The 19,241-nt window shown below is 63.4% G+C and carries 11 protein-coding genes and 1 pseudogene; 7 read left to right on the forward strand and 5 right to left on the reverse strand.

Annotated features, from left to right (window positions below; genetic code table 11):
- Positions 1 to 141 precede the first annotated feature (141 nt).
- The 3 genes and pseudogenes from J9892_RS14175 to J9892_RS14185 form a co-directional block, all read left to right on the forward strand.
- Positions 142 to 981: pseudogene (locus J9892_RS14175) on the forward strand (IS1595-like element ISAeca5 family transposase); the annotation flags it as partial.
- A gap of 422 nt (positions 982 to 1,403) precedes the next feature.
- Positions 1,404 to 2,036, forward strand: a complete 633-nt coding sequence (locus J9892_RS14180; protein WP_025326511.1) for a trimeric intracellular cation channel family protein — start codon at positions 1,404 to 1,406, stop codon at positions 2,034 to 2,036.
- Positions 2,037 to 2,137: 101 nt separating this feature from the next.
- On the forward strand, positions 2,138 to 2,530 hold the full coding sequence (locus J9892_RS14185) for a hypothetical protein (RefSeq protein WP_005326432.1): 393 nt from the start codon (positions 2,138 to 2,140) through the stop codon (positions 2,528 to 2,530).
- Positions 2,531 to 2,604: 74 nt separating this feature from the next.
- Here the strand turns inward: J9892_RS14185 and thiI are convergent, their stop codons facing one another.
- Entirely contained in the window at positions 2,605 to 4,053 is a 1,449-nt protein-coding gene (thiI, locus tag J9892_RS14190; RefSeq protein WP_210538519.1) for a tRNA uracil 4-sulfurtransferase ThiI, read from the reverse strand.
- Between the two features lie 164 nt (positions 4,054 to 4,217).
- Here thiI and J9892_RS14195 point away from each other — a divergent pair, with 164 nt between their 5' ends.
- Positions 4,218 to 5,177 carry a hypothetical protein gene (locus J9892_RS14195; protein WP_210538520.1) on the forward strand — a complete coding sequence of 320 codons (960 nt, stop codon included), beginning with the start codon at positions 4,218 to 4,220 and terminating at the stop codon, positions 5,175 to 5,177.
- Between the two features lie 88 nt (positions 5,178 to 5,265).
- Here J9892_RS14195 and pbpC read toward each other — a convergent pair whose 3' ends face one another.
- The 3 genes from pbpC to J9892_RS14210 all read right to left on the reverse strand — a co-directional run bounded on the left by pbpC (position 5,266) and on the right by J9892_RS14210 (position 14,350).
- Positions 5,266 to 7,587 (reverse strand): penicillin-binding protein 1C, encoded by a 2,322-nt coding sequence (pbpC, locus tag J9892_RS14200; RefSeq protein ID WP_246876678.1) that lies wholly within the window; start codon positions 7,585 to 7,587, stop codon positions 5,266 to 5,268.
- A 52-nt stretch (positions 7,588 to 7,639) separates the two neighbouring features.
- Positions 7,640 to 12,484, reverse strand: a complete 4,845-nt coding sequence (locus J9892_RS14205; RefSeq protein WP_246876677.1) for an alpha-2-macroglobulin — start codon at positions 12,482 to 12,484, stop codon at positions 7,640 to 7,642.
- A gap of 177 nt (positions 12,485 to 12,661) precedes the next feature.
- Positions 12,662 to 14,350 carry an FAD-dependent oxidoreductase gene (locus J9892_RS14210; RefSeq protein WP_210538522.1) on the reverse strand — a complete coding sequence of 563 codons (1,689 nt, stop codon included), beginning with the start codon at positions 14,348 to 14,350 and terminating at the stop codon, positions 12,662 to 12,664.
- 134 nt (positions 14,351 to 14,484) lie between these two features.
- Here J9892_RS14210 and J9892_RS14215 point away from each other — a divergent pair, with 134 nt between their 5' ends.
- From J9892_RS14215 to J9892_RS14225, 3 genes are all read left to right on the forward strand, one after another.
- The gene (locus tag J9892_RS14215) at positions 14,485 to 17,424 is read left to right on the forward strand and encodes a GGDEF and EAL domain-containing protein (RefSeq protein ID WP_210538523.1); all 2,940 of its coding nucleotides are present in this window, start codon (positions 14,485 to 14,487) and stop codon (positions 17,422 to 17,424) included.
- Positions 17,425 to 17,499: 75 nt separating this feature from the next.
- The gene (gene pflA, locus J9892_RS14220) at positions 17,500 to 18,342 is read left to right on the forward strand and encodes a pyruvate formate lyase 1-activating protein (protein ID WP_210538524.1); all 843 of its coding nucleotides are present in this window, start codon (positions 17,500 to 17,502) and stop codon (positions 18,340 to 18,342) included.
- A 94-nt stretch (positions 18,343 to 18,436) separates the two neighbouring features.
- Complete coding sequence (locus J9892_RS14225) at positions 18,437 to 19,078, forward strand: energy-coupling factor ABC transporter permease (protein ID WP_041215455.1); 642 nt, start codon at positions 18,437 to 18,439, stop codon at positions 19,076 to 19,078.
- Positions 19,079 to 19,106: 28 nt separating this feature from the next.
- On the opposite strand, the gene J9892_RS14230 is transcribed toward J9892_RS14225, so the two are convergent.
- Positions 19,107 to 19,241 (reverse strand): transposase (locus J9892_RS14230; protein ID WP_210538105.1); only part of this gene is annotated, 135 nt, incomplete at its 5' end.

Consider the following 19,241-nt stretch of genomic DNA (forward strand, 5'->3'; position numbering starts at 1 on the left):
TGCGGCGACCAAACCAAGGTGATCGAGGTTACGGATCGAGATAGCGGGTGCGGCCATGATGATCTACCTGCAAAAGAGAGTAATAGATCAGAACGGCCGATCGCCGTCAAGCACTGAAAATAGCAAAATCAGGTGCGGAATGACGGTTTCATCTGTCCTGAGTGCGCCAACAAGACCTGCTGTCGCCTGAAAAGTCGGCCACGCGTGCTGCAATGCAATAACTGCCGTCACCAGATGTCATTGACTGGAAACACGATTTTTGCAAACACCAAACTCCCACTGACCAAGTGGTTTCTGGCGATGCACCTGCTGTCACAGACCAAAACTGGCTTGTCAGCGATGGAGCTAAAGCGCCAGTTGGACGTCAAATATGACACCGCCTGGATGCTCAAGCACAAGCTGCTGCAAGCCATGAAAGAGTCCGATGACAAGCAGCCCATCAGCGGCATCATTCAGCTCGATGATGTCTACTGGGGTGGAGAGCGCCGTGGTGGCAAACGAGGTCGCGGCGCGGCAGGCAAGACGCCGTTTGTGGCAGCAGTAGCCCTGAACAAGGAAGGGCATCCAATCAAGATGCGGATGACGGTGGTCGATGGTTTCAAAACCAACGTCATTGCTGATTGGGCAAAACGGCATCTTGCTAGTGGTAGCGCGGTGATATCCGATGGATTGGCCTGTTTCAAAGCGGTCAAGGAGGCCAATTGTGAGCACCTGGGTGTTGTCACCGGGGGCAACCTTGATTTGCTGGATCATCCGGCATTCAACTGGGTAAACACGATGATAGGGAATGTGAAGAACTCGCTGCGGGGCAGTTGTCATAAGCTCGGAGCGAAGCATTTACCAAGGCATCTTGCTGAATACTGCTTCCGGTTTAATCATCGTTTTGACCTCAAGAGTATGTTTGTTGAATTGGGGCATGCAGTCGTGGCAAGCCCGCCGATGCCATATCGGCTCTTGAAGCTGGCTGAGGGTCATGGGTAATCAGGTAATGAATTCTCCTGATGAGTCTAAAACTGCGGATCCCAGGGCGCACGGCGATTGAGATCCCTCTTCAGTCCGCAGGGCCAATCCGCTGCCGGTGACTGAGGCAGATCTGATTCAACGTGGTGATGACCAGATCCGCAGCACTGCAAAAAGTTGGATTTCCTGACACCCTTCCATTTGCTTCCCCCTTAGTAACGGCACCACCGCCCGATGCTTTAGAAGATTTTTCGCCTCATCATATACAAATCTGTCTGCTCTCCCGGCAACAGCCACACTGCACTCTCAGCCTGTCTATCGGCCCAGACCATTGCCCCCAGAAACCCGCTCTGGCTCCCACTTTTGCATACCGACATTGCTCACACGCACCCCTTGCCCCTAAAATCGCCGCCCCATCATTTATTGGACGTGAGTTGTTCTCCATGCAGACACTGGTTGAGCAGATTGTTTACATCAGCGACATGTTTGGTACTGCGGTATTCGCGTTTTCGGGTGTATTGGTGGCAGGACGCCTTCGAATGGACGGCTTCGGCGTCATGGTGCTGGCCGCGGTGACCGCCATCGGCGGTGGCACCATACGTGACATGATCCTGGGCGCCACCCCGGTATTCTGGGTACGCGACCCCCTCTACATCTGGGTCGTCATCGCCACGGCACTCATCGGCATGTGGATGGTCAAGTTGCCCCGCCGCATGCCCTGGTATGTGCTGCCGGTGGCCGATGCCTTCGGGTTGGCGCTCTTTACCGTGATTGGCGCCCAGAAGGCGCTCAACTTCGGCACCTCAGGGCTGATTGCTGTGCTCATGGGCACAATGACGGGGGTGGCTGGCGGCATGATCCGGGACGTGCTGGCCCGGGAAGTGCCCATGGTGCTGCAAAAGGAGATCTATGCCACCGCCTGCATCCTGGGGGGCATCCTCTATACCCTGGCGCTGGAGGTCAACATGGACAGGGTCACCGCCATGCTCATCTGCATGACGGCCGTTTTTGGCCTGCGCGTGGCCGCCATCTACTGGCATCTCTCCCTGCCGACCTTCTCGTTGCAGCGCAACTGAACCGGGTCTGGGTGGGCGAGATCCCACCCTTGCAGGGGCAAGATTGAACCAAGCCCGCTTTTCTGTTGTCATAGAGTGGTCGTTTCAAGCCGGATTACCTCATGCAAAAACTTGGGCTCATTACCACGCTGATTCTGATGATGGTGGCAGCGGCTCATGCGGGGGCACAGGCCCTGTTCGGGCGCCTGGCATCCACCCCGGTGCAGCAGTTCAACCAGCAGATCCGTCAGGCGAGCAGCAGTCAGCAGGGCTGGGTCAACGACTATCGCGAAGTGGCTCGCCGCTTCGTGGGTCATGAAGACGTGCCCACCCGCATCCATGCCCAGCAGCTGGACAACGATCTGGTGCTCTCGGTTGCCCTCGATGGCCAGAAGAGCGACATGCTCTACATCCTGACCCTGTTTCGCAGCAACAATCTGTGGCAGATGCGTCAGGCCGAGATGGGCTGGCGCTGTCAGGGCCAGGAGACCTTTACCCCCGTCCCCTGCCCCTGATCATCACCGAACATGTGAAATAAAAAAATCCGGTATCTTGGCCGGATTTTTTTATGAGCGAATGCACACCGCTATCAGGGGCGGTACACCTTGACGTTGTCAAAGCCCTGCTCTTTGAGATAGAGCGCCTGCAGCTTGCTCATCACGCCGCGATCGCAATAGAGCAGGTAGGTCTGCTCCTTGGGCAGATCGCCAAAGGCGGTTGCCAACTTGAAGAAGGGGATGTGCAGCACTTCGCGCCCTTCCACCACCAGCGGCTTCTCGTCGTGCTCATCACTGGAGCGGATGTCCAGAATGACTTCGTTGGCGGCCAGCACCTGGGTGGTCTCCACCTCCTGCACCTGGGCGGCAGTCTCTTCGCCGATGCGACGGATGTCGAGGTAACGCGCCTCGCTCACCACTTTGTCCAGGATGGCGAAGTCGAAGTGGGCCTCTTCCGCCTCGATGCGAGAGAGCTCGGCCTTCACGGTCGGCTTCTTGGAGATGACGCCGCAATACTCCGGCATGGTCTCGGCAAACTCCAGGGTGCCGATGCGACGGGCCTCGCTGATGATGTCCGGCTTGTCCCAAGTGATGAGGGGACGCAGGATCACCTTGTCGGTCACCCGGTCGATGACGTTCAGATTGGTGAGGGTCTGGCTGGAAACCTGGCCCACGCATTCGCCGGTCACCAGGGCCGGGATCTGGAAGGTGTTCGCCACCTGGCCAGCGGCACGCATCATCATCCGCTTGAGCACCACCCCCATCTGACCGTTGTCGATCTTCTCGAGGATCTCGGCCACCACAGGCTCGAAGTCGATGGCGGTGAAACGCACCTTGTGGGAGGCACCGAACTTGTTCCACAGGTAATAGGCGACCTGCTTGACACCGATCTCGTGGGCGGCGCCCCCCAGATTGAAGAAGCAGTAGTGCACGCGGCAGCCGCGCTTGATGAACTGGTAGGAGGCCACGCCGGAGTCGAAGCCGCCGGAGAGCAGGCTCAGCACATCTTCCTGGGTCGCCATGGGGAAGCCACCCATGCCGTGGTGGACGGCACTGATAATGTAGAGCTCGTCGTTTTCCACTTCCAGATTGACCTGGATATCCGGCTTCTTGAGGCGCACACCGTTGCTCACGCAGTGCTGGTTCAGACCGCCGCCCACGTAGCGTTCAATCTCCAGCGAGGAGAATTCGTGCTTGCCGTGGCGCTTGGCACGCACGCAGAAGGTCTTGCCCTCGAGCTGATCACCCCAGACGGCTTTCACCTGCTCGAAGATGTCGTGCAGGTCGGTAAACTTGCTGGCCTGCACCTCGAGGAAGGCCTGAATGCCGGGGATGCAGGCCAGAGCTTCGATGGCCTGCTCGCGGAACTGGTCATTGCGGGAGCTCACGATCAGCTTGTCCCAATCCATCCGCACCCGGGCATCGTCGTCGAAGCGGCGCAGGACATTGCGGATATTGCCCTGCAGGATCTTGATGAAGCGCTGGCGAACCGACTTGCTCTTGATGGTGATTTCAGGGAACAGCTTGATAATGAACTTCATGGTAATGACTCGGGTGGCCTTGATTTAAGGGCGCGAATTATATCAGAACTTTGTGACCAGCGCCTACTGCATGAGCGGCCGCTCACATTCCCCCACGCAAAGTTTGCCGCATCCAGGCAATCATGCGTATATTCCCACCCCTGCATCCTGGCAACACAGCATCCATGAAAACCCATATCTACTACCCCGGCATGGAGGTACGCGACGAGCTCTGGCTCAAGTTTGCCCTGCTCTATCTGGAGCGGCTCGCCTTCGTCTTCACCGTCAGTGAGAAGAGCGGTCTCACCGCCCTGCTGGAGACCCTGCGCCAGCAAACCGACCTGCTGGCCGAGCCGCCACAACCCGCCTTCTTCGCCCATATCACGCCCCAGGTCGAGAGCCAGATTGCCGGCCTGGTCGCCCCCGATTTTGTCCGCCACAAGGTGTTTGGCAACAGGGAGCTCATCGCCCGCTGGCGTTCAGCCCCCAACCACGACTGCTTCTGCCCGGCCCAGGCGGGACTGGAGCGGCTGCACGGGTTTTGTCTGACCCACGGCTTTGCGACGCAGGATGAAGGGGGGATCAGAATGGCGCGCCGCTTTGCCAACCTGCTCTCCATGCGCCTCGCCCGTGAGTGGGCACTCGCCAATGACGGGGCGCTTATTACCGATCACGACTATCTCGACCGCCTGCTCCATCTGCTCGAATCCCGCTACCACAACCGGGGCGGCCAGGACTGCTTCCACCTCGAGATCCCGCTGCAAGTGCCCACTCACCTGGCCGACATCCCGTTGGCAGAGCTCATTGCCCTGCGGGGACGAAGCGGCTTTCGTCAGCAGCTCGCCGAGTTCCATCAGGCCCTCGATGCCCTGCTCGCCATGCTGGGCAGCGGCTACGCCGAACCCGCCGTGTTGACCCGCTTCGAGCAGGCCCAGCAGGGGTTCACACCCTTGCTGGGACCCGAGACCGTTACCCTGCCGCTCACCACGCTCGTCAGTACTGGCTTACCGGCCATGGCGATGATCCACCACCTCAAGGAGAGTCACCCACAGAGCGACCTGGTGTTTCATCCCATCAAGAAGAGCCACTTCCACCAGCGCAAGAGCCGGCATTTCTTCACACGGCTGGGGCAGGTCAAGCCCTGACTCCCCGCCTCTGCCGGGGAATCGACAATCAACTGACGGCATCGGGACCATCACCGATGCCGTCAATATTCTGGCGATCACCACGCCCTCAGGAGGGGTTTTCCAGCCGAAACTCGATGCGATCGCTGTTTCCCGCCTCATCCACCACCACCAGCTGATAGCGGCCCGCCTTGCTCACTACTTGATCCCCGTCCCAGCGCAGCCGCTGGCCGTTGAGAAACCATGCCGGCTTGCCGACACCGCCCAGCACCCTGGGCTGCAACCGATAGCGCTGACTGCGGATAAGGTTGCCCTCCCCCAGCGCTACGATACGAATGGGGGCCTGCTGCTCGGCGCTCTGCCCCTCCCCCGCGCAGCCCCTGGCAAGCAGCGCCTGACGCCGCTCGCCCGGTGAGCGCCACGGCTCCAGCGACAGCGGCCAGAGCGCTCTAAAAGCGGATTGTGCCGCATCGTGGCAGCGGGTCAGCGTCGGCTTGCCGTCGACAGTGAGCGCAACCTGGCGCAGCGGCGAGGGCCAATCCATGGGATCCGGCAAGGTGGGAGGGTCGCGCCCTTCCAGCAACCAGGCGCTCTGATGCTGCAAACAGGCCTCTGGCAGGGTCGCGCTCGTCTTGCGCCCCAGCGGCCAGCAAACTTCGGCCTCGCTCACCGTGTTGGGTTGTGCCGGCAGGGGGCTGTTGTCCGAGAGCCGCGAGTAGACAGAGAGCAGCAGCGGCACCGCCGCGCTCTGGCCGTAAAAACCGGGCAAAGGGGTGCCATCGGGGCGCCCCAGCCAGACGCCGATGGTCCAACGACCGGAGACCCCCATGGCCCAGCTGTCGCGATAGCCATAGCTGGTGCCGGTCTTCCAGGCCAGTCGATTGACCCGGCCAGTCGCCTCACTGGCAAAGGGCTGATCCGCGCGCCCCTGGGCGCTCAATATCTGCCAGATGATCCAGGCGGCCCCCGGGCTCAGCAAGGGGCGTGACACCGCCTGCTGCCCCGCCAGCCAGACCGGCATCGCCACCTGCCCCTGCCGGGTCAGCGAGCTGTAGAGCGCCACCAACTGCTCGAGCCGAATGCCCGCGGCCCCGAGCGCAATGGCCGGATTGGGCTCGTCGGAAAGGGCCAGCCTCACCCCGGCGTTGTCGAGACGGCTGACCAGTTTGTCCGGCCCCAGCGCCTCCAGCACCTGCACCGCCGGCACGTTGAGGGATTGCTGCAATGCTTGGGCCAGGGTTACCGGCCCCTGAAAGGCACCGGAAAAATTGGCGGGGCGATAGTCCGAGCCCAGCCTTGGCGCATCGGAGAGCAGGGAGGCCGAATGCACCAACCCTTCGTCCATCGCCAGACCGTAGATGAAGGGCTTGAGGGTGGAGCCGGGAGAGCGGATCGCCTGCACCATGTCCAGATAACCGTGGCGACGCAGATTGCCATACTCGGCGCTGCCCACATAGGCGCGCACCGCCATGGTTCTGTTGTCGACCAGGAGCAACGCCGCTGAGGTCTGCTCGGGGAAGCGGCGGATATAGCTTGCCACCCGCCCCTCCAGCCAGCGCTGCAGATCCCCGTCGATGGTGGTATGCACCAGGGCCCCGGCCTGATGGTCGGCGGCGAGACGGGCAAACAGTGGCGCCTCCATCGGCGTGAAGTGACCGCGAGCCAGCACAGGCTCGATACGCCCCTCCAGCCACACCTGTTCGGGCCAGACACCCTGTGCCACCAGCCGCTGCATCACCTTGTCACGGGCGGTGCGGGCCCGCTCGGGATGCCGGTCCGGCCGGTTGCGGCTGGGAGCCTGGGGCAGCACCGCCAAGAGCGCCGCCTCGGCATGGGTCAGCTTGGCGGCGCTCTTGCCGAGATAGGCAAAACTTGCGGCCTGCACCCCCTCCAGATTGCCGCCAAACGGTGCCCGGTTGAGGTAGACGGTAAGCAAGGTGCGCTTGTCATAGTGCCACTCCAGCTGCAGCGCACGCGCCATCTGGCGCAGCTTGCCGGGCACGCTCCTGTGGTAGGGCTCGATAAGGCGCGCCACCTGCATGGTGAGGGTCGAGCCCCCCGACACAGCGCGTCCATAGCGCAGCCACTGCCAGACCCCGCGCACCATGGCCACCGGATTGACCCCGGGATGGTGCCAAAAGTAGCGATCCTCGTAGCCCAGCAGCGCCTCGATATAGCGGGGGGAGACCTGCTCCAGGGTCACGGGGTAACGCCACACGCCGCTGGTATCGGCAAAGGCGCGCAGCGGTCGCCCCTTCATGTCGAGCACCACCCGTGCGTAGGCAGGGTCGAGCGGCGGCGGCGGGAAAATACGATCCAGCGCCAGCAATGACAGGAGCAGTGCTACAACACCCAGCACCGAAAAGCGCAGCCAACGTGGCAGGCCACCAAGCCAACGCAAGCCAGCGTGGCCAGTGCGACCCAATTTCAGCCAGCCACGCTGCCAGAAAGTGAGCGGGCGAACCCGCTCAAGGGAGGGTTTGTTACTCAGAGATGATCACCTCGTGGATATCCTCACTCACAGCCCGGATCTCGGGTCGGTACATATCCTCCACCTGGGTCGGCGGCACCTGATAGCGACCCGGCGTCACCGCCCGCATCAGGTAGACCAGTTGCTGGTTGCTCCCCTCGCTCAGATCCAGCGCTGCCGTGTAGCGGTCATCACGAAACTCCTGATGCTTGAGGTAGTCGTTCCACTCGCTCTGCCACGCCGGTTTCCCCTCGATGGAGAGCTCTTCGAGCTTGATGCTGTTGCCAAGGGCCGGATTCTCCAGCTCGAAGCCGGCGGGCACCATCTCCACCAGCAGGGCATCGGGCACCGCCGATTCACTGCTGACATTGAGCCGCACCACCACCAGATCGCCGACCTTCACCTTGGTCGGGTCAAAACGCTGACCGTCGCTGTTGAACCAGCTGCGGGTCACGCTTATCCCCTGACTCAATCTGGTAGGAGCCTGTTCGGGGTAACCGACCAGGGTGCGCTGCACATAGAGGGATCCCCTGCCCTCGTTGGTGACGGTGCTCGCGGCCAGTGCCTCTGAGGCACCCTGATGCAGCGGAGCCGAACCGCTCAGGGATCCACTGCCAAGAGAGGAAGTTACCCTGGCCTGCCAGTCGGCGGCCGGATCGACGCGGGCCAGTCGCAGCAGGGCGAGCCGCTCCTGGGTGCTGAGCCACTGACGGTGAGCCAGGGTATCGGCCACCTTGGCACTGAGATCAGGCCAGCGCTCCGCAGCCAGCTTGTGCTGGCGCAGCAAGGAGAGCTCAAGGGCCTGATCGCGCAGCGGCGAGCCGTAATCACCCAGATAGTCATCACCGCGCTCGGTCGCCAATGCCCGGCTGAGGGCCTTGGCGGCGTTCTGCTCATCCCCCATGGCCGAGAGCGCCAGCGAGAGGTGCAAGAGCGGCAAGCCGGAGCGGGCGTGATCGGCCTGCTGCTCCCAGACAAGGCGCAGGGTAGCGAGCGGCGCCTTGCCCACCCGGGCCAGCACATAGGCACTGTAAGCCTGATAGGCCAGCCGGCTGTGCTCGGGAGCACTGCTCCAGCGCTCACCATACTGACTGTCGGTAAGATAGCTCTGCAACCGGTTCAGCGCCTGATTGAGCATCGCCTCCGGCACGGAGTCGCCCGCCTCCTTGCGCGCCAGCAGATAGTCGGCGGCATAGGCGGTGAGCCACTGCTCCTCGTCGGAGCGACCATCCCACAGGCCAAAACCGCCGCTTGGCAGTTGCAACCGCTGCAGCCGTTGCAGCAGGGCGCGCTGCACATCCGCCTCACTCGCCGCTTTCTTGCCCGCTGCGGGTTTACTCCAGGCGGCCCGCTCATCCGCCGTGGTCAGCAAGTAAGGCCAGGCACGGGACAGGGTCTGCTCCAGACAGGCGTAGGGGTAGTCGGCCAGCGCCTGCCACTGGGCTGCCGGATCCCAGGGGGGAGTGCCGGAGAGGCTGAGCAGCCCCTGCAGGTTGGCGCGATCCAGCCCGGCCAGCTCAGCTGGCGCAAAGCTCATCTGCTGGCCGGGGGACAGCATCTGATAGCGCTGGCGAGTCTCGGCCGGCCAGGGGGAGCGCAGCGGCAGATACCAGTCGCGGCTGATGGCAAAATCCTTGCCGCTGGCCGCCAACTGCAGGCTTGCCACACCGCTCGCCCCGGTCACGGTGAGCGGCAGGGTCAGCCACTGCTCCTCGCCGTTTTTAAGGGAAAGGGTGCCGGGCAGCTCGCCATTTGCCTTGAGCCCGCCGTTGAGGGTCCAGGCAAGGGAGAGGGTCTGATCCTCACCGCTCATGTTGCGCAGCTGCACCAGCGCCCGGGTCTCATCGCCTCTGGCGCCAAAGCGCGGCCAGCCAATCTCGGCCACCAAGGGCGCCACCACCTTGACGGCGCGCTCGGCCTCACCGACCTGCTGTTCGTTCCAGGCCAGCGCCATCAGCGCCAGCTCGCCGTTGAAGTTGGGTAGATCGAGCGGGATCACCGCCTTGCCGCTCTCATCAAAGCTCACCTCGCCACTCCACAGTGCGGCTATCTCGACCCGGCTCTCCAGCGCGCCACCCTTTTTCAGCGGCGCCCGATCGCCCCCGTAGTTGAGGCGGGCCAGCTTGCCATCCTGCGGCGGGATCACCTGGCCGTAGTTGTCGAACAAATCTTGGGCGAAGCGCTTGCGACCAAAGAAGATCTCGAACGGGTCGAGCGGCTGGTAGTCGCTGATGTTGAGCACGCCCCGATCCACCGCCGCCAGCACCACCCGCCCCTGGCTATTGGGGGTGGAGGTTGCGGTCACTTCCAGCCGGGTGAGCGGCACCGCTTTATCAGGCGCGCTCAGGGTGAGCTGCAGACGGCGCGCTTCCCGATCCAGGGTGAGCGGCACCAGACCGACCGAGCGCAGGCTCTGCACACTCTTTTGGCTCACCGGCTTTGAGTCACTGTCTGGCGCGGCGATCTGGGCCGAGATATGCAGATCATGACGCTGCCACTCGGGGCTGACCGGGATCTCGAACTCGCCGCGGGCATCCTTGGCATCGCCGCCGGCCCCCATGAGCTCGATACGCTGCCACCAGCGCAGGCCGTCGCCATCTTCCACCAGCAGCAAGCCCTTGCCGGGTCGAGGGGCCACCAGCGTCACTTTGGCCTTGTCCCCGGCCAGATAGGCGCGCTTGTCGAGGGTGATGGCAATCTTGTCAGGCCGCGCCTGCTCGCCACCGCCACCCCAGGCGTAACTGCCTATCTCCACCCGCAGGCTGGATTGATGGCCCTGACTGTTCTCCACCTCCAACCGATACCAGCCCGCAGCCAGTTGCAGCGTGAGCGGGGTCGGCCCCTTGCCATCCAGCTGCAGGGTCTGCTCCTGCTCCAGATAGGGCTGGCTGTTGAACTCGTACTTCCACCCCTCCCCATCGGCGTAGTGCCAGTAGTAGTCGCGGTACTCGTTGATGAGGCGCACCTTCACCGCCCCCGCCACCGGCTGGCCTTGTTCATCGAGGTTGAGGATCTGGAAGGGGAGCGGCTTGCCCCCCTCTACCCGCTCCGCTACGAAATCGGCCTTGAGCGCGGGCCACTGGCTGCCCGCGGGCCAGCCATACTGGGTGCGGCTGCGATTGACGGCGCGACCGCCGGGCTCGGAGAGCGACACCCGATAAGCCACCTCCAGCGGCCCGAGGGCGCGCACCCCATCGAGCTCATCAGCAAGCGAAAAAGTCCCCTGCCCCTGCGCATCCAGGGTGAGATTCAGCGGCTCGAGATCCCTGGCCTGCTCGGCGAGCAGCACGTCACCCAGGGTGAACTCCTGCCACTGAGTAAAAGGCATGGTGGCGCGGCTTAACTTCACCTCCGCCTTGGCCTTGGTGGCGCTGGCTGGTGCGCCGTAGAGATAGTCCCCTTGCAGCGGCAAAGTGAGGGCGGCGTCCAGAGTCGTCACTTCCCCATCCGGCCCCTTGCCAAGCTGCAGTTTCAGCCGCTCCGGCAGAAACTCCTCCACCAGAAAAGGCCACTCGAAGCGGCTACCGGCAGCGGTCTTGAGGTTGATGGTCCAGCGCCCGAGCGGCGCATCATCCGGCAAACGCAGACCGTAGTGGGCCGCGCCCAAATTGTCCGGCAGCAGCCGCTTTTGTTCGAGCAGCTGGCCGTCCGGCTGTTTCACCTCCAGCTCTACCGCCATCCCCGGCAGCAGCTGACCATCCTGCCCCTTGAGCAGGATCTCGCTGTCGAGCCGCTCGCCGGGACGATAGAGATCGCGCCCGCTGAACAGATAGAGCTGCTGGGCCTGCCAGGGCTGGGTGCCGAGATCGAAGGTGGAGAGATCGAGCGCCGCCCCGTCGAGGCGCAGCACCGCCAGATGCTTGCCCTGCTCGGCCAGCAGCAGGCGAGCCCCCTGCACCTGATCGAAGCGGCGATGACCTTGGGGGTCGGTGGTTTGCACCTGCAGCCGGTTGCCCTTCTGGTCGAGCAGGGAGAGCTGCACATCCTTGAGGGGGTCGGCGCTGGCCAGGGAGCTGACGAACACCTCCAGCTCATCGCGGTAACGGCGGGCACTGAGCCCCATGTCGCTCACCGCAAAGTAGGTGGTCTCCTTGCGCCAGTCGTAGTTGCCAAGGGGCGACATCACCGCAAAGTAGACGCCAGCCTCCGCCAGCTGCGGCTCCTTCACATTGATGAGGCGGGTCTCGCGCCGGTTGGCATCGAGCTCCAGCGCGTAACGGCCGCTGAACACCCGCTTGGCCCGCTTGGTGATCTGCTCAAGCTCCCAGTTGCCCATGCCGGCACCGGGGCGATACTCGGCCAGGAAACGGGGCAGGTATTCGGCATCGACCCGGAAGAAGTCGATATTGACCTCGTCCACATTGACCGCGCTGATGGGCAGGCGCAGCTCGTCGCGCAGCGGCAATACCATGCCGCTCGCGGTAAACGACGCCCCCGCCTCCAGCGGCCGGGTTTTGAGGGTCCAGCTCTGGGGGGATGGGCCCAGCCCCGCCTTGAGGCTCACCTCGTAGCGTTTGTCGGGCTGGACGTTCGGGAAATAGAGGGTGCGACCATCGTCGGCCAGGATCCACTCCCCCTGCACCTGCTTGCCCCCTTCACTCACAGAAAGCCAGCTCTGCCAGTTTGCCTTGGGCACCAAGGGGCCGGAGAAGACCAGCGCCAGCGCAGGGGCATCCCTATATTGGCGGGCATTGGCCTGCACCACGGAGGCGGGCGCTCCCGCCTCCTGCCGGGCCATCGGTTCTGTCGTCGGAACCTGGCTGACAGGCTTGTCGGGGCCGCAACCAGCCAGCAGCAGCGCCGCCAGCCAGGCCACACGGGGAAGACGAGTCACGGGGCAGGAGAGAGAGAGGTGCATGGTGTTCATCCCGGGTTGGATCGCCGCAGCGCAGGAGCCAATAGAATAAAGCGTCGCTCCCGGGAACACCAACTGCCATGTCGGGCGGCATTGGCCCCTGATGAAGAAACGGGCCACTCACTGGAGTGGCCCGTTTGCATACAGAGTGATCAATCGGGCCATTTCAGCCTGGAGGATCTACTCGGCGATCACCGTCTGCCAGGTCTTGAATCCGCCGGAGAGGTTCTTGACCCGAAAACCATGCTGGCTCAGCAGGCGGCAGGCCACGTGGCCGCGCAGTCCCACCTGGCAGCTGATGAGCAGCTCTTTATCCTTGGGCAACTCATCAAGACGGCTGCGCAGCTCGTCCAGGGGGATGTGCAGCGCCCCCGGGATGCGCCCCAGCTTGTCGAGCTCGGGGGTGTTGCGCACATCCACCACCTGCTGATGGGGGTGGCGAGCCTGCACCTCGGCTGCGTGGCAGAGCAGGGTGTCCCCCTTCAGATGGTTGCTCGCCACGAACCCGGCCATGTTGATCACGTCCTTGGCAGAGCCAAAGGGCGGCGCATAGGTGAGCTCCAGATCCTGCAGATCGAACACGGTGAGCCCGGCACGCTGGGCCACCGCCAGCACGTCGATGCGCTTGTCGATGCCATCCTTGCCGATGGCCTGGGCGCCGTAGATCTTGCCATCGGGGGCAAACAGCAGCTTGAGGCTGACCGGGTGGGCACCGGGGTAGTAGCCGGCGTGGCTGCCCGGGTGGACATAGACCTTCTCGAACGGCAGCCCCAGCTGCACCAGCCGCTTCTCGTTCAGCCCCGTGCTCGCCACCGCCAGATCGAACAGCTTGCAGATGGCGGTCCCTTGCGTCTTCTTGTAGGTCTCGCTTCGCCCCAGCATGTTGTCGGCGGCGATGCGCCCCTGGCGGTTGGCGGGGCCCGCCAGCGGGATCAGCACGGACTCGCCGGTGACAAAATCGGTCTCCTCCACCGCATCCCCCACCGCGTAGATGAAGGGATCCGAGGTACGCATCCCGGCATCCACTTTGATGCCGCCCCGCGGTCCCAGCACCAGCCCCGCCTTGGCGGCGAGCAGAGTCTCGGGCTTGACGCCGATGGCGAGGATCAACAGGCCGGTGTCGAGATGAGAGCCGTCATTGAGGGTCAGGCGCAGTCCACCCTGCTGGGCGGTCGCCACGGCGGCAGTCTTCTCGGCAGGCACCTTCAGGCTCTCGATGGCAGCGAGGCCGGTGCGCAGGCGAAGATCGACCCCCTCCTCCCGGATGCGGGCGTGGAGCAGGTTGGCCATCTCCTTGTCCACCGGCGCCATCACCTGATCGGAAAGCTCCAGCAGGGTGACATCCAGCTTGCGCTGGTGCAGCGCCTCCATCATCTCCAGCCCGATGAAACCGCCCCCCACCACGGTGACGTGGCGGGGCTTGTCGTGCGCCAGCGCCGCCAGGATGCGATCCATGTCGGGAATGCTCCGCAGGGTGTGTACCCCCGGGCTGTCGATGCCGGGGAAGGGAGGCCGGATGGGCGCCGCCCCCGGGCTCAGCAGCAGCACGTCGTAGGCTTCGCGCCGCTCTTCGCCGGTCAGCAGGTTGCGCACCAGCAGGCTCTTGCCGGCCCTGTCTATCTCGATGACGTCGTGAAACACCCGCACATCCACGTTGAAGCGGCGCTTGAAGCTTTGCGGTGTCTGCAGCAGCAGGGCATCCCGATCCGGGATATCCCCCCCGATGTGATAAGGCAGACCGCAGTTGGCGAAGCTCACGAACTCGCCCCGCTCGAACATCACGATCTCCGCCTCTTCGCTCAAACGGCGGGCACGGGCGGCGGCGGACGCCCCCCCGGCCACACCACCCACAATCAGGATCCGTTTCATCTGCAAGACTCCACTCAACAGGAAATGACCAATAAATTAGACTTATCTAATTTAGAGTTCAATGAAATTTTGTTTGCCACGGATTTGCAGTATTCTTGCCCTCCGACAATTGCTCAACAGGATAGTGTCAGTTCATGTCGTCTACCGCGCTCAGCCATCTTCCGACCGCCAGCCAGGCGCCCCTGTTTTTCCGCCTGGATACCCGTAGTCAACGGCTGGTCGCCCTGACCGATGTGATGCAGACGCCGCTCCACTGGCTCGACGAGCCCCGCAGTGCCTGGCCGGCCCAATTGCCGGACGCCCTGCGCCAGCCCATCGAGCAGCGGCTGGCCAGCGGCAAGGGGGGCAAGCTGGTGCTGCGCTTTGACGCTCTCCTCTGGCACATTTCCCTCTCCCACGAGCAGGACGCCTTCTGGCTCATCTGCCTGCAGACCCAGTCCCAGGAGAGTGCCGCCAGCCTGTCCTTGCAACTGCCGCGCCTGAGCCAGATGGCCAGCCAGCAGCAGTATGACGCCATGCTGGAGAGCCTCAAGGAGTGCCTGGGGGCCGATCGCCTGATCCTCTGGCACTACCAGGCCCATGGCGCCCTTGGCGGCGAACAGCTGACCCCGGTCTTCACCCTGGGGGTGGACGCGCTCGGTGCCATTCGCGGAGACAGCCGCTACATCCGAGCCCTGCGCGCCCGGGGCGCCCTGAGCTTCTCGGAGGCGGCCCACCAGCCCATGTTGAGCCAGCACTACTATCTGGCCGATGCCAATGTCTGCTCCCGCCTGGACGGCGCCTTGCTGGAGCAGGAGAAGCTCATCGGCGTGCTCAGCCTGGAGTATGCCGAGAGCACCCTCATCAGCGATGACACCCTGCAACTGGTGCGTCATTGCGCCCGCTTGCTCGGCCACTGGCAGCCGGACCCCGTGGCGACCGACACCCCGGACCTCGCGCCTCCCCCGGGGCTTGCCAACCTGACCGGCAACGACTACTGCCGCGCCCTGCTGCGATGGGCCATGGGCCTGAGCGGTGCCCACAGGGGCTGGATCGGCGAGTTTCAGCCTCGCGGCCAGGATCTCTGGCTCATTCCCCGCTGCGTGGTGGAGGGGGATGCTTTCGCCGTCGTCAAACCCATGCCCATGGACATCGGCCCGGGCCGGGAGATCTTCCAGCACGGGCAGAGTCTCTACGTGGAAGATCTGGCCCTGCGCTATCCCCAGTCCAGCCAGCTGCTGGCCCTCGACGCCAAGGCCTATGTCGGCATCCCCTTCCCGGGGCCAAACGGTCTCCCCCTGGGACAGCTCACCCTGCTGCTCGCCACCCCTCTGGCCGATCCCGCTCCACTGCTGGACGTCCTCTACGAACAGCGCGAGCGGGCCGCCAGCGAGTTGCAACGCCTGGCCAATGACGATGCCCTGCGCCTAGCCGAAGTGGCCTTCAACACCCACGACGGCCTGCTGGTGATGGATCACGGGGGCATCATCCTCAAGGTCAATGCCTCCTTCAGCCGCATCACCGGCTTTGCCAGCGAGGAGATGCTGGGCCTGCACATCGACGCCCTGAGGCCCACCTACTATGGCGACACCCTCAAGGAGGAGGTGATCGCGGCGGTCAACCGGCAGGGATACTGGCTCGGGGAGGAACAATGTCTGCACAGGGAAGGACACCTCTTCCCGGTGCGGCTCATGGTGAGCGGGGTCAAGGACGAGGAGGAGGAGATCAGTCACTTCGTCTGCAGCTTCCACGACATCACCCAGGAGAAAGAGACCGCCCGCCACATCGAGCGCCTCGCCTACTACGACGACCTGTGCGATCTCTACAACAGGCGTAGCCTGACCGACATCATGCAGCGCACCCTGCAGGCCCCGAGTGGTCAGTGGGGGGCCCTGCTGCTGCTGGATCTGGACAACTTCAAATCCATCAACGACTCCCTCGGTCACGCCTGCGGCGATCTGCTGCTCCAGGCCGTGGTGGTGCGACTCAAGTCCCTGCCCCAGGAGAACCTGGTGCTCGCCCGCACTTCGGGTGACGAATTTGCCCTGCTCTTCACGGCACTGGGCCAGGGCTATATCACCGCCAAGATCCTGGCGGAGCACTTTGCCCGGGAGCTGATGGGGATCTTCCGTGCCCCCTTCGACATCGGCGATCACAAGCTGCACTGCAGCGCCTCCGTGGGGATCAGCCTGTTCAGCGATGACGACAAGGATCACCTTGTCCTGATGCAGCAGGCCGATACCGCCGTTCACATGGCCAAGCGCGCGGGCCAGGGCAACCATATCTTCTTCAGTGAAGCCATGGCGGAAAAAGAGAAGAGCAAGCTTTCTCTCAACAACCAGCTGCGCGATGCCCTGCGCAACAACGAGCTGGTGCTGCACTACCAGCCCCAATACCGGGTCGACAACGGCACGCTCTCGGGCATAGAGGCGCTGCTGCGCTGGCAGAAGGCCGACGGCACCATGGTGCCACCCGGGGAGTTCATTCCCATCGCCGAGGAGACCACCCTGATCCAGGAGATAGGCTACTGGGTGATGAAGACCGCCTGCGCCCAGTACAGCTTCTGGCTCAACAACGGTCTCGCCATCCCCCATCTGTCGGTCAACGTCAGCGCCCGCCAGTTCCACACCGCCGGTTTCGTGCAGCAGGTGGAGTACATTCTGCGGGACACCGGGGTGCCCCCGTCGCGCCTGCAGCTGGAGATCACCGAGTCCGTGGTGCTGGAAAACCGGCTGGAGAGCATCGCCAGGATCCGCCAGCTCAAGGCCCTCGGCCTGCTCATCTCCATCGACGACTTCGGCACGGGCTACTCGTCCCTGGCCTATCTGCGGGATCTGCCCGCCGACGAGGTGAAGCTCGACAGAAGCTTCATCCAGACCCTGGTCCACAGCGAACAGGACAAGGCCATCGTCAAGGCCATCCTGGATCTCGCCCGGGTGTTTCGTTTCACCGTCACCGCCGAAGGAGTGGAGGAAGAGGAGCAGCTCGCCGTGCTCAAGGCCCTGGGATGCCAGCATTATCAAGGCTTCCTCACCAGTCGGCCGCTCCCCGTCAAGGCACTGGAGAGCCTGCTGGGTGCCACCCCTGCGGGCTAAACTGGTAGGATTTATAGGGCTTTCTGTCATAAAATAACGACCGCTCGAACCTTGTCCGCACCATTGGAGTCGTCTATGTCAGTCATTAACCGGATCCCCGCCGTTGAATCCAAGGGACCTGCCACCCCCGGCACGCAGCGGATCCCGACCGTTGAAGCCAGCGACACCGGCACTACCGACATCATTGGCCGGATCCACTCCGTCGAGACCTGCGGGACCGTCGACGGCCCCGGCATCCGCTTCATCGTGTTCATGCAGGGCTGCCTGATGCGCTGCAAGTATTGTCACAATCGGGACACCTGGGACACCCAGGGCGGCCGCGAGGTCACCGTGCCCGAGCTGATGCAGGATCTCACCAGCTATCGCCACTTCATGAATGCCTCCGGCGGTGGCGTGACCGCCTCCGGCGGCGAGGCCATGCTGCAGCAGGAGTTCATCGCCGAACTGTTCACCGCCTGCAAGGCACAGGGGATCCACACCTGCCTCGACACCAACGGTTTCGTGCGTCACTACGACGAGTTGCTCGACCGGGTGCTGGACAACACCGATCTGGTGCTGCTCGACATCAAGCAGATCAACGACGAGAAGCACATTCCCCTCACCCACGTCAGCAACAAGTACACCCTGGAGTTCGCCCGCTACCTGGCCTCCCGCGGCCAGACCATGTGGATCCGCTACGTGGTGGTGCCCACCTGGTCCGACGATGACGAAAGCGCAGAAGGACTCGGCCAGTTCATCGCCGAGCTGGGGGAGTGCGTCGAGAAGGTGGAGCTGCTGCCCTACCACGAACTTGGCAAGCACAAGTGGGACGTGCTGGGAGATACCTATGATCTGGTCGGCATCAAGCCCCCCAGCAAGGAGACCATGGACAGGGTCCAGGGCATCCTTGGCAAGTATCACCCCAACGTGAAGTATTGAGACAGGAGGCCGCCCGGCAGAGGGCGGCCTCTTTTCATTGCGCCGGCGTTCGCCACGGCGCCATCACCGACAGCCGCATCCGGGGGAACCGCTCATGAGTGAAGGACAAGTTGCCGCCCTCCTGCTCTGGCTGGTGCTGCTCGCCTTCAGTCTGAACGCCTCCCTGCTGCGCACTCTTGGCGCCCACCCGCTCTATCAGCATCTTTGCCTCGGCGGCGCCATCGTGCTGGTACCGCTGTGGACCTTGCGGGCCGGGTTGCACGAGGGGCTCGAGATCCACTTTCTCGGCCTCACCAGCCTGACCCTGTTGCTGGGCTGGCGCCTCGCCCTGCTCGCCCCCTGCCTCACCCTGCTGCTCCTCGCTTACTTCGGGGTCATCCCCCTGGCCGACATCGGCTGGCAGGCCCTCATCGGCGTTGCCCTGCCGGTGGCCACCAGCTGGCTGCTGTTTCTGGGGAGCTGGGCCTGGCTGCCTCGCCACCTCTTCGTCTACCTGTTCGTGGCGGCATTTCTCGGGGGGGCGCTGAGCATCTCGGCCAAGGTGATCGCCAGCGCCTTGCTGATGGGGGTGAGCGGCACCTACTCCTGGCACACCATCAGCGCCGACTACCTCTCCATCTGGCCGCTGCTGCTCTTCCCCGAGGCGCTCCTCAACGGCATGACCATGACCCTGCTCGCCGTCTATCGCCCCCACTGGGTCAACACCTTCTTCGACAGGGAGTACCTGGGGCGCTGAGCCTGCCCGTGATCCATAAAAAAAAGGTTCATCGCGGCTTTCCGGGGAAGGCCGCCTTGATTTTCAGAAAAAAGTATTCTGAGTCCCTAAATCCATATGCCATACGCTTTATCACTTTGATCTTGTTGTTCACCCCTTCCAGCACACTCGTGTGCATCGGGTA

The organism is Aeromonas sp. Prich7-2, from assembly GCF_017939255.1.
GTDB classification, from domain to species: Bacteria; Pseudomonadota; Gammaproteobacteria; order Enterobacterales; family Aeromonadaceae; genus Aeromonas; species Aeromonas caviae.

Coding starts and splice junctions, on each gene's coding strand:
- J9892_RS14180 (WP_025326511.1), top strand. CDS start 1,404: ATGCAGACACTGGTTGAGCAGATTGTTTACATCAGCGACATGTTTGGT.
- J9892_RS14210 (WP_210538522.1), bottom strand. CDS start 14,350: ATGAAACGGATCCTGATTGTGGGTGGTGTGGCCGGGGGGGCGTCCGCC.
- J9892_RS14195 (WP_210538520.1), top strand. CDS start 4,218: ATGAAAACCCATATCTACTACCCCGGCATGGAGGTACGCGACGAGCTC.
- J9892_RS14215 (WP_210538523.1), top strand. CDS start 14,485: ATGTCGTCTACCGCGCTCAGCCATCTTCCGACCGCCAGCCAGGCGCCC.
- J9892_RS14185 (WP_005326432.1), top strand. CDS start 2,138: ATGCAAAAACTTGGGCTCATTACCACGCTGATTCTGATGATGGTGGCA.
- thiI (WP_210538519.1), bottom strand. CDS start 4,053: ATGAAGTTCATTATCAAGCTGTTCCCTGAAATCACCATCAAGAGCAAG.
- pflA (WP_210538524.1), top strand. CDS start 17,500: ATGTCAGTCATTAACCGGATCCCCGCCGTTGAATCCAAGGGACCTGCC.
- J9892_RS14225 (WP_041215455.1), top strand. CDS start 18,437: ATGAGTGAAGGACAAGTTGCCGCCCTCCTGCTCTGGCTGGTGCTGCTC.
- J9892_RS14205 (WP_246876677.1), bottom strand. CDS start 12,484: ATGCACCTCTCTCTCTCCTGCCCCGTGACTCGTCTTCCCCGTGTGGCC.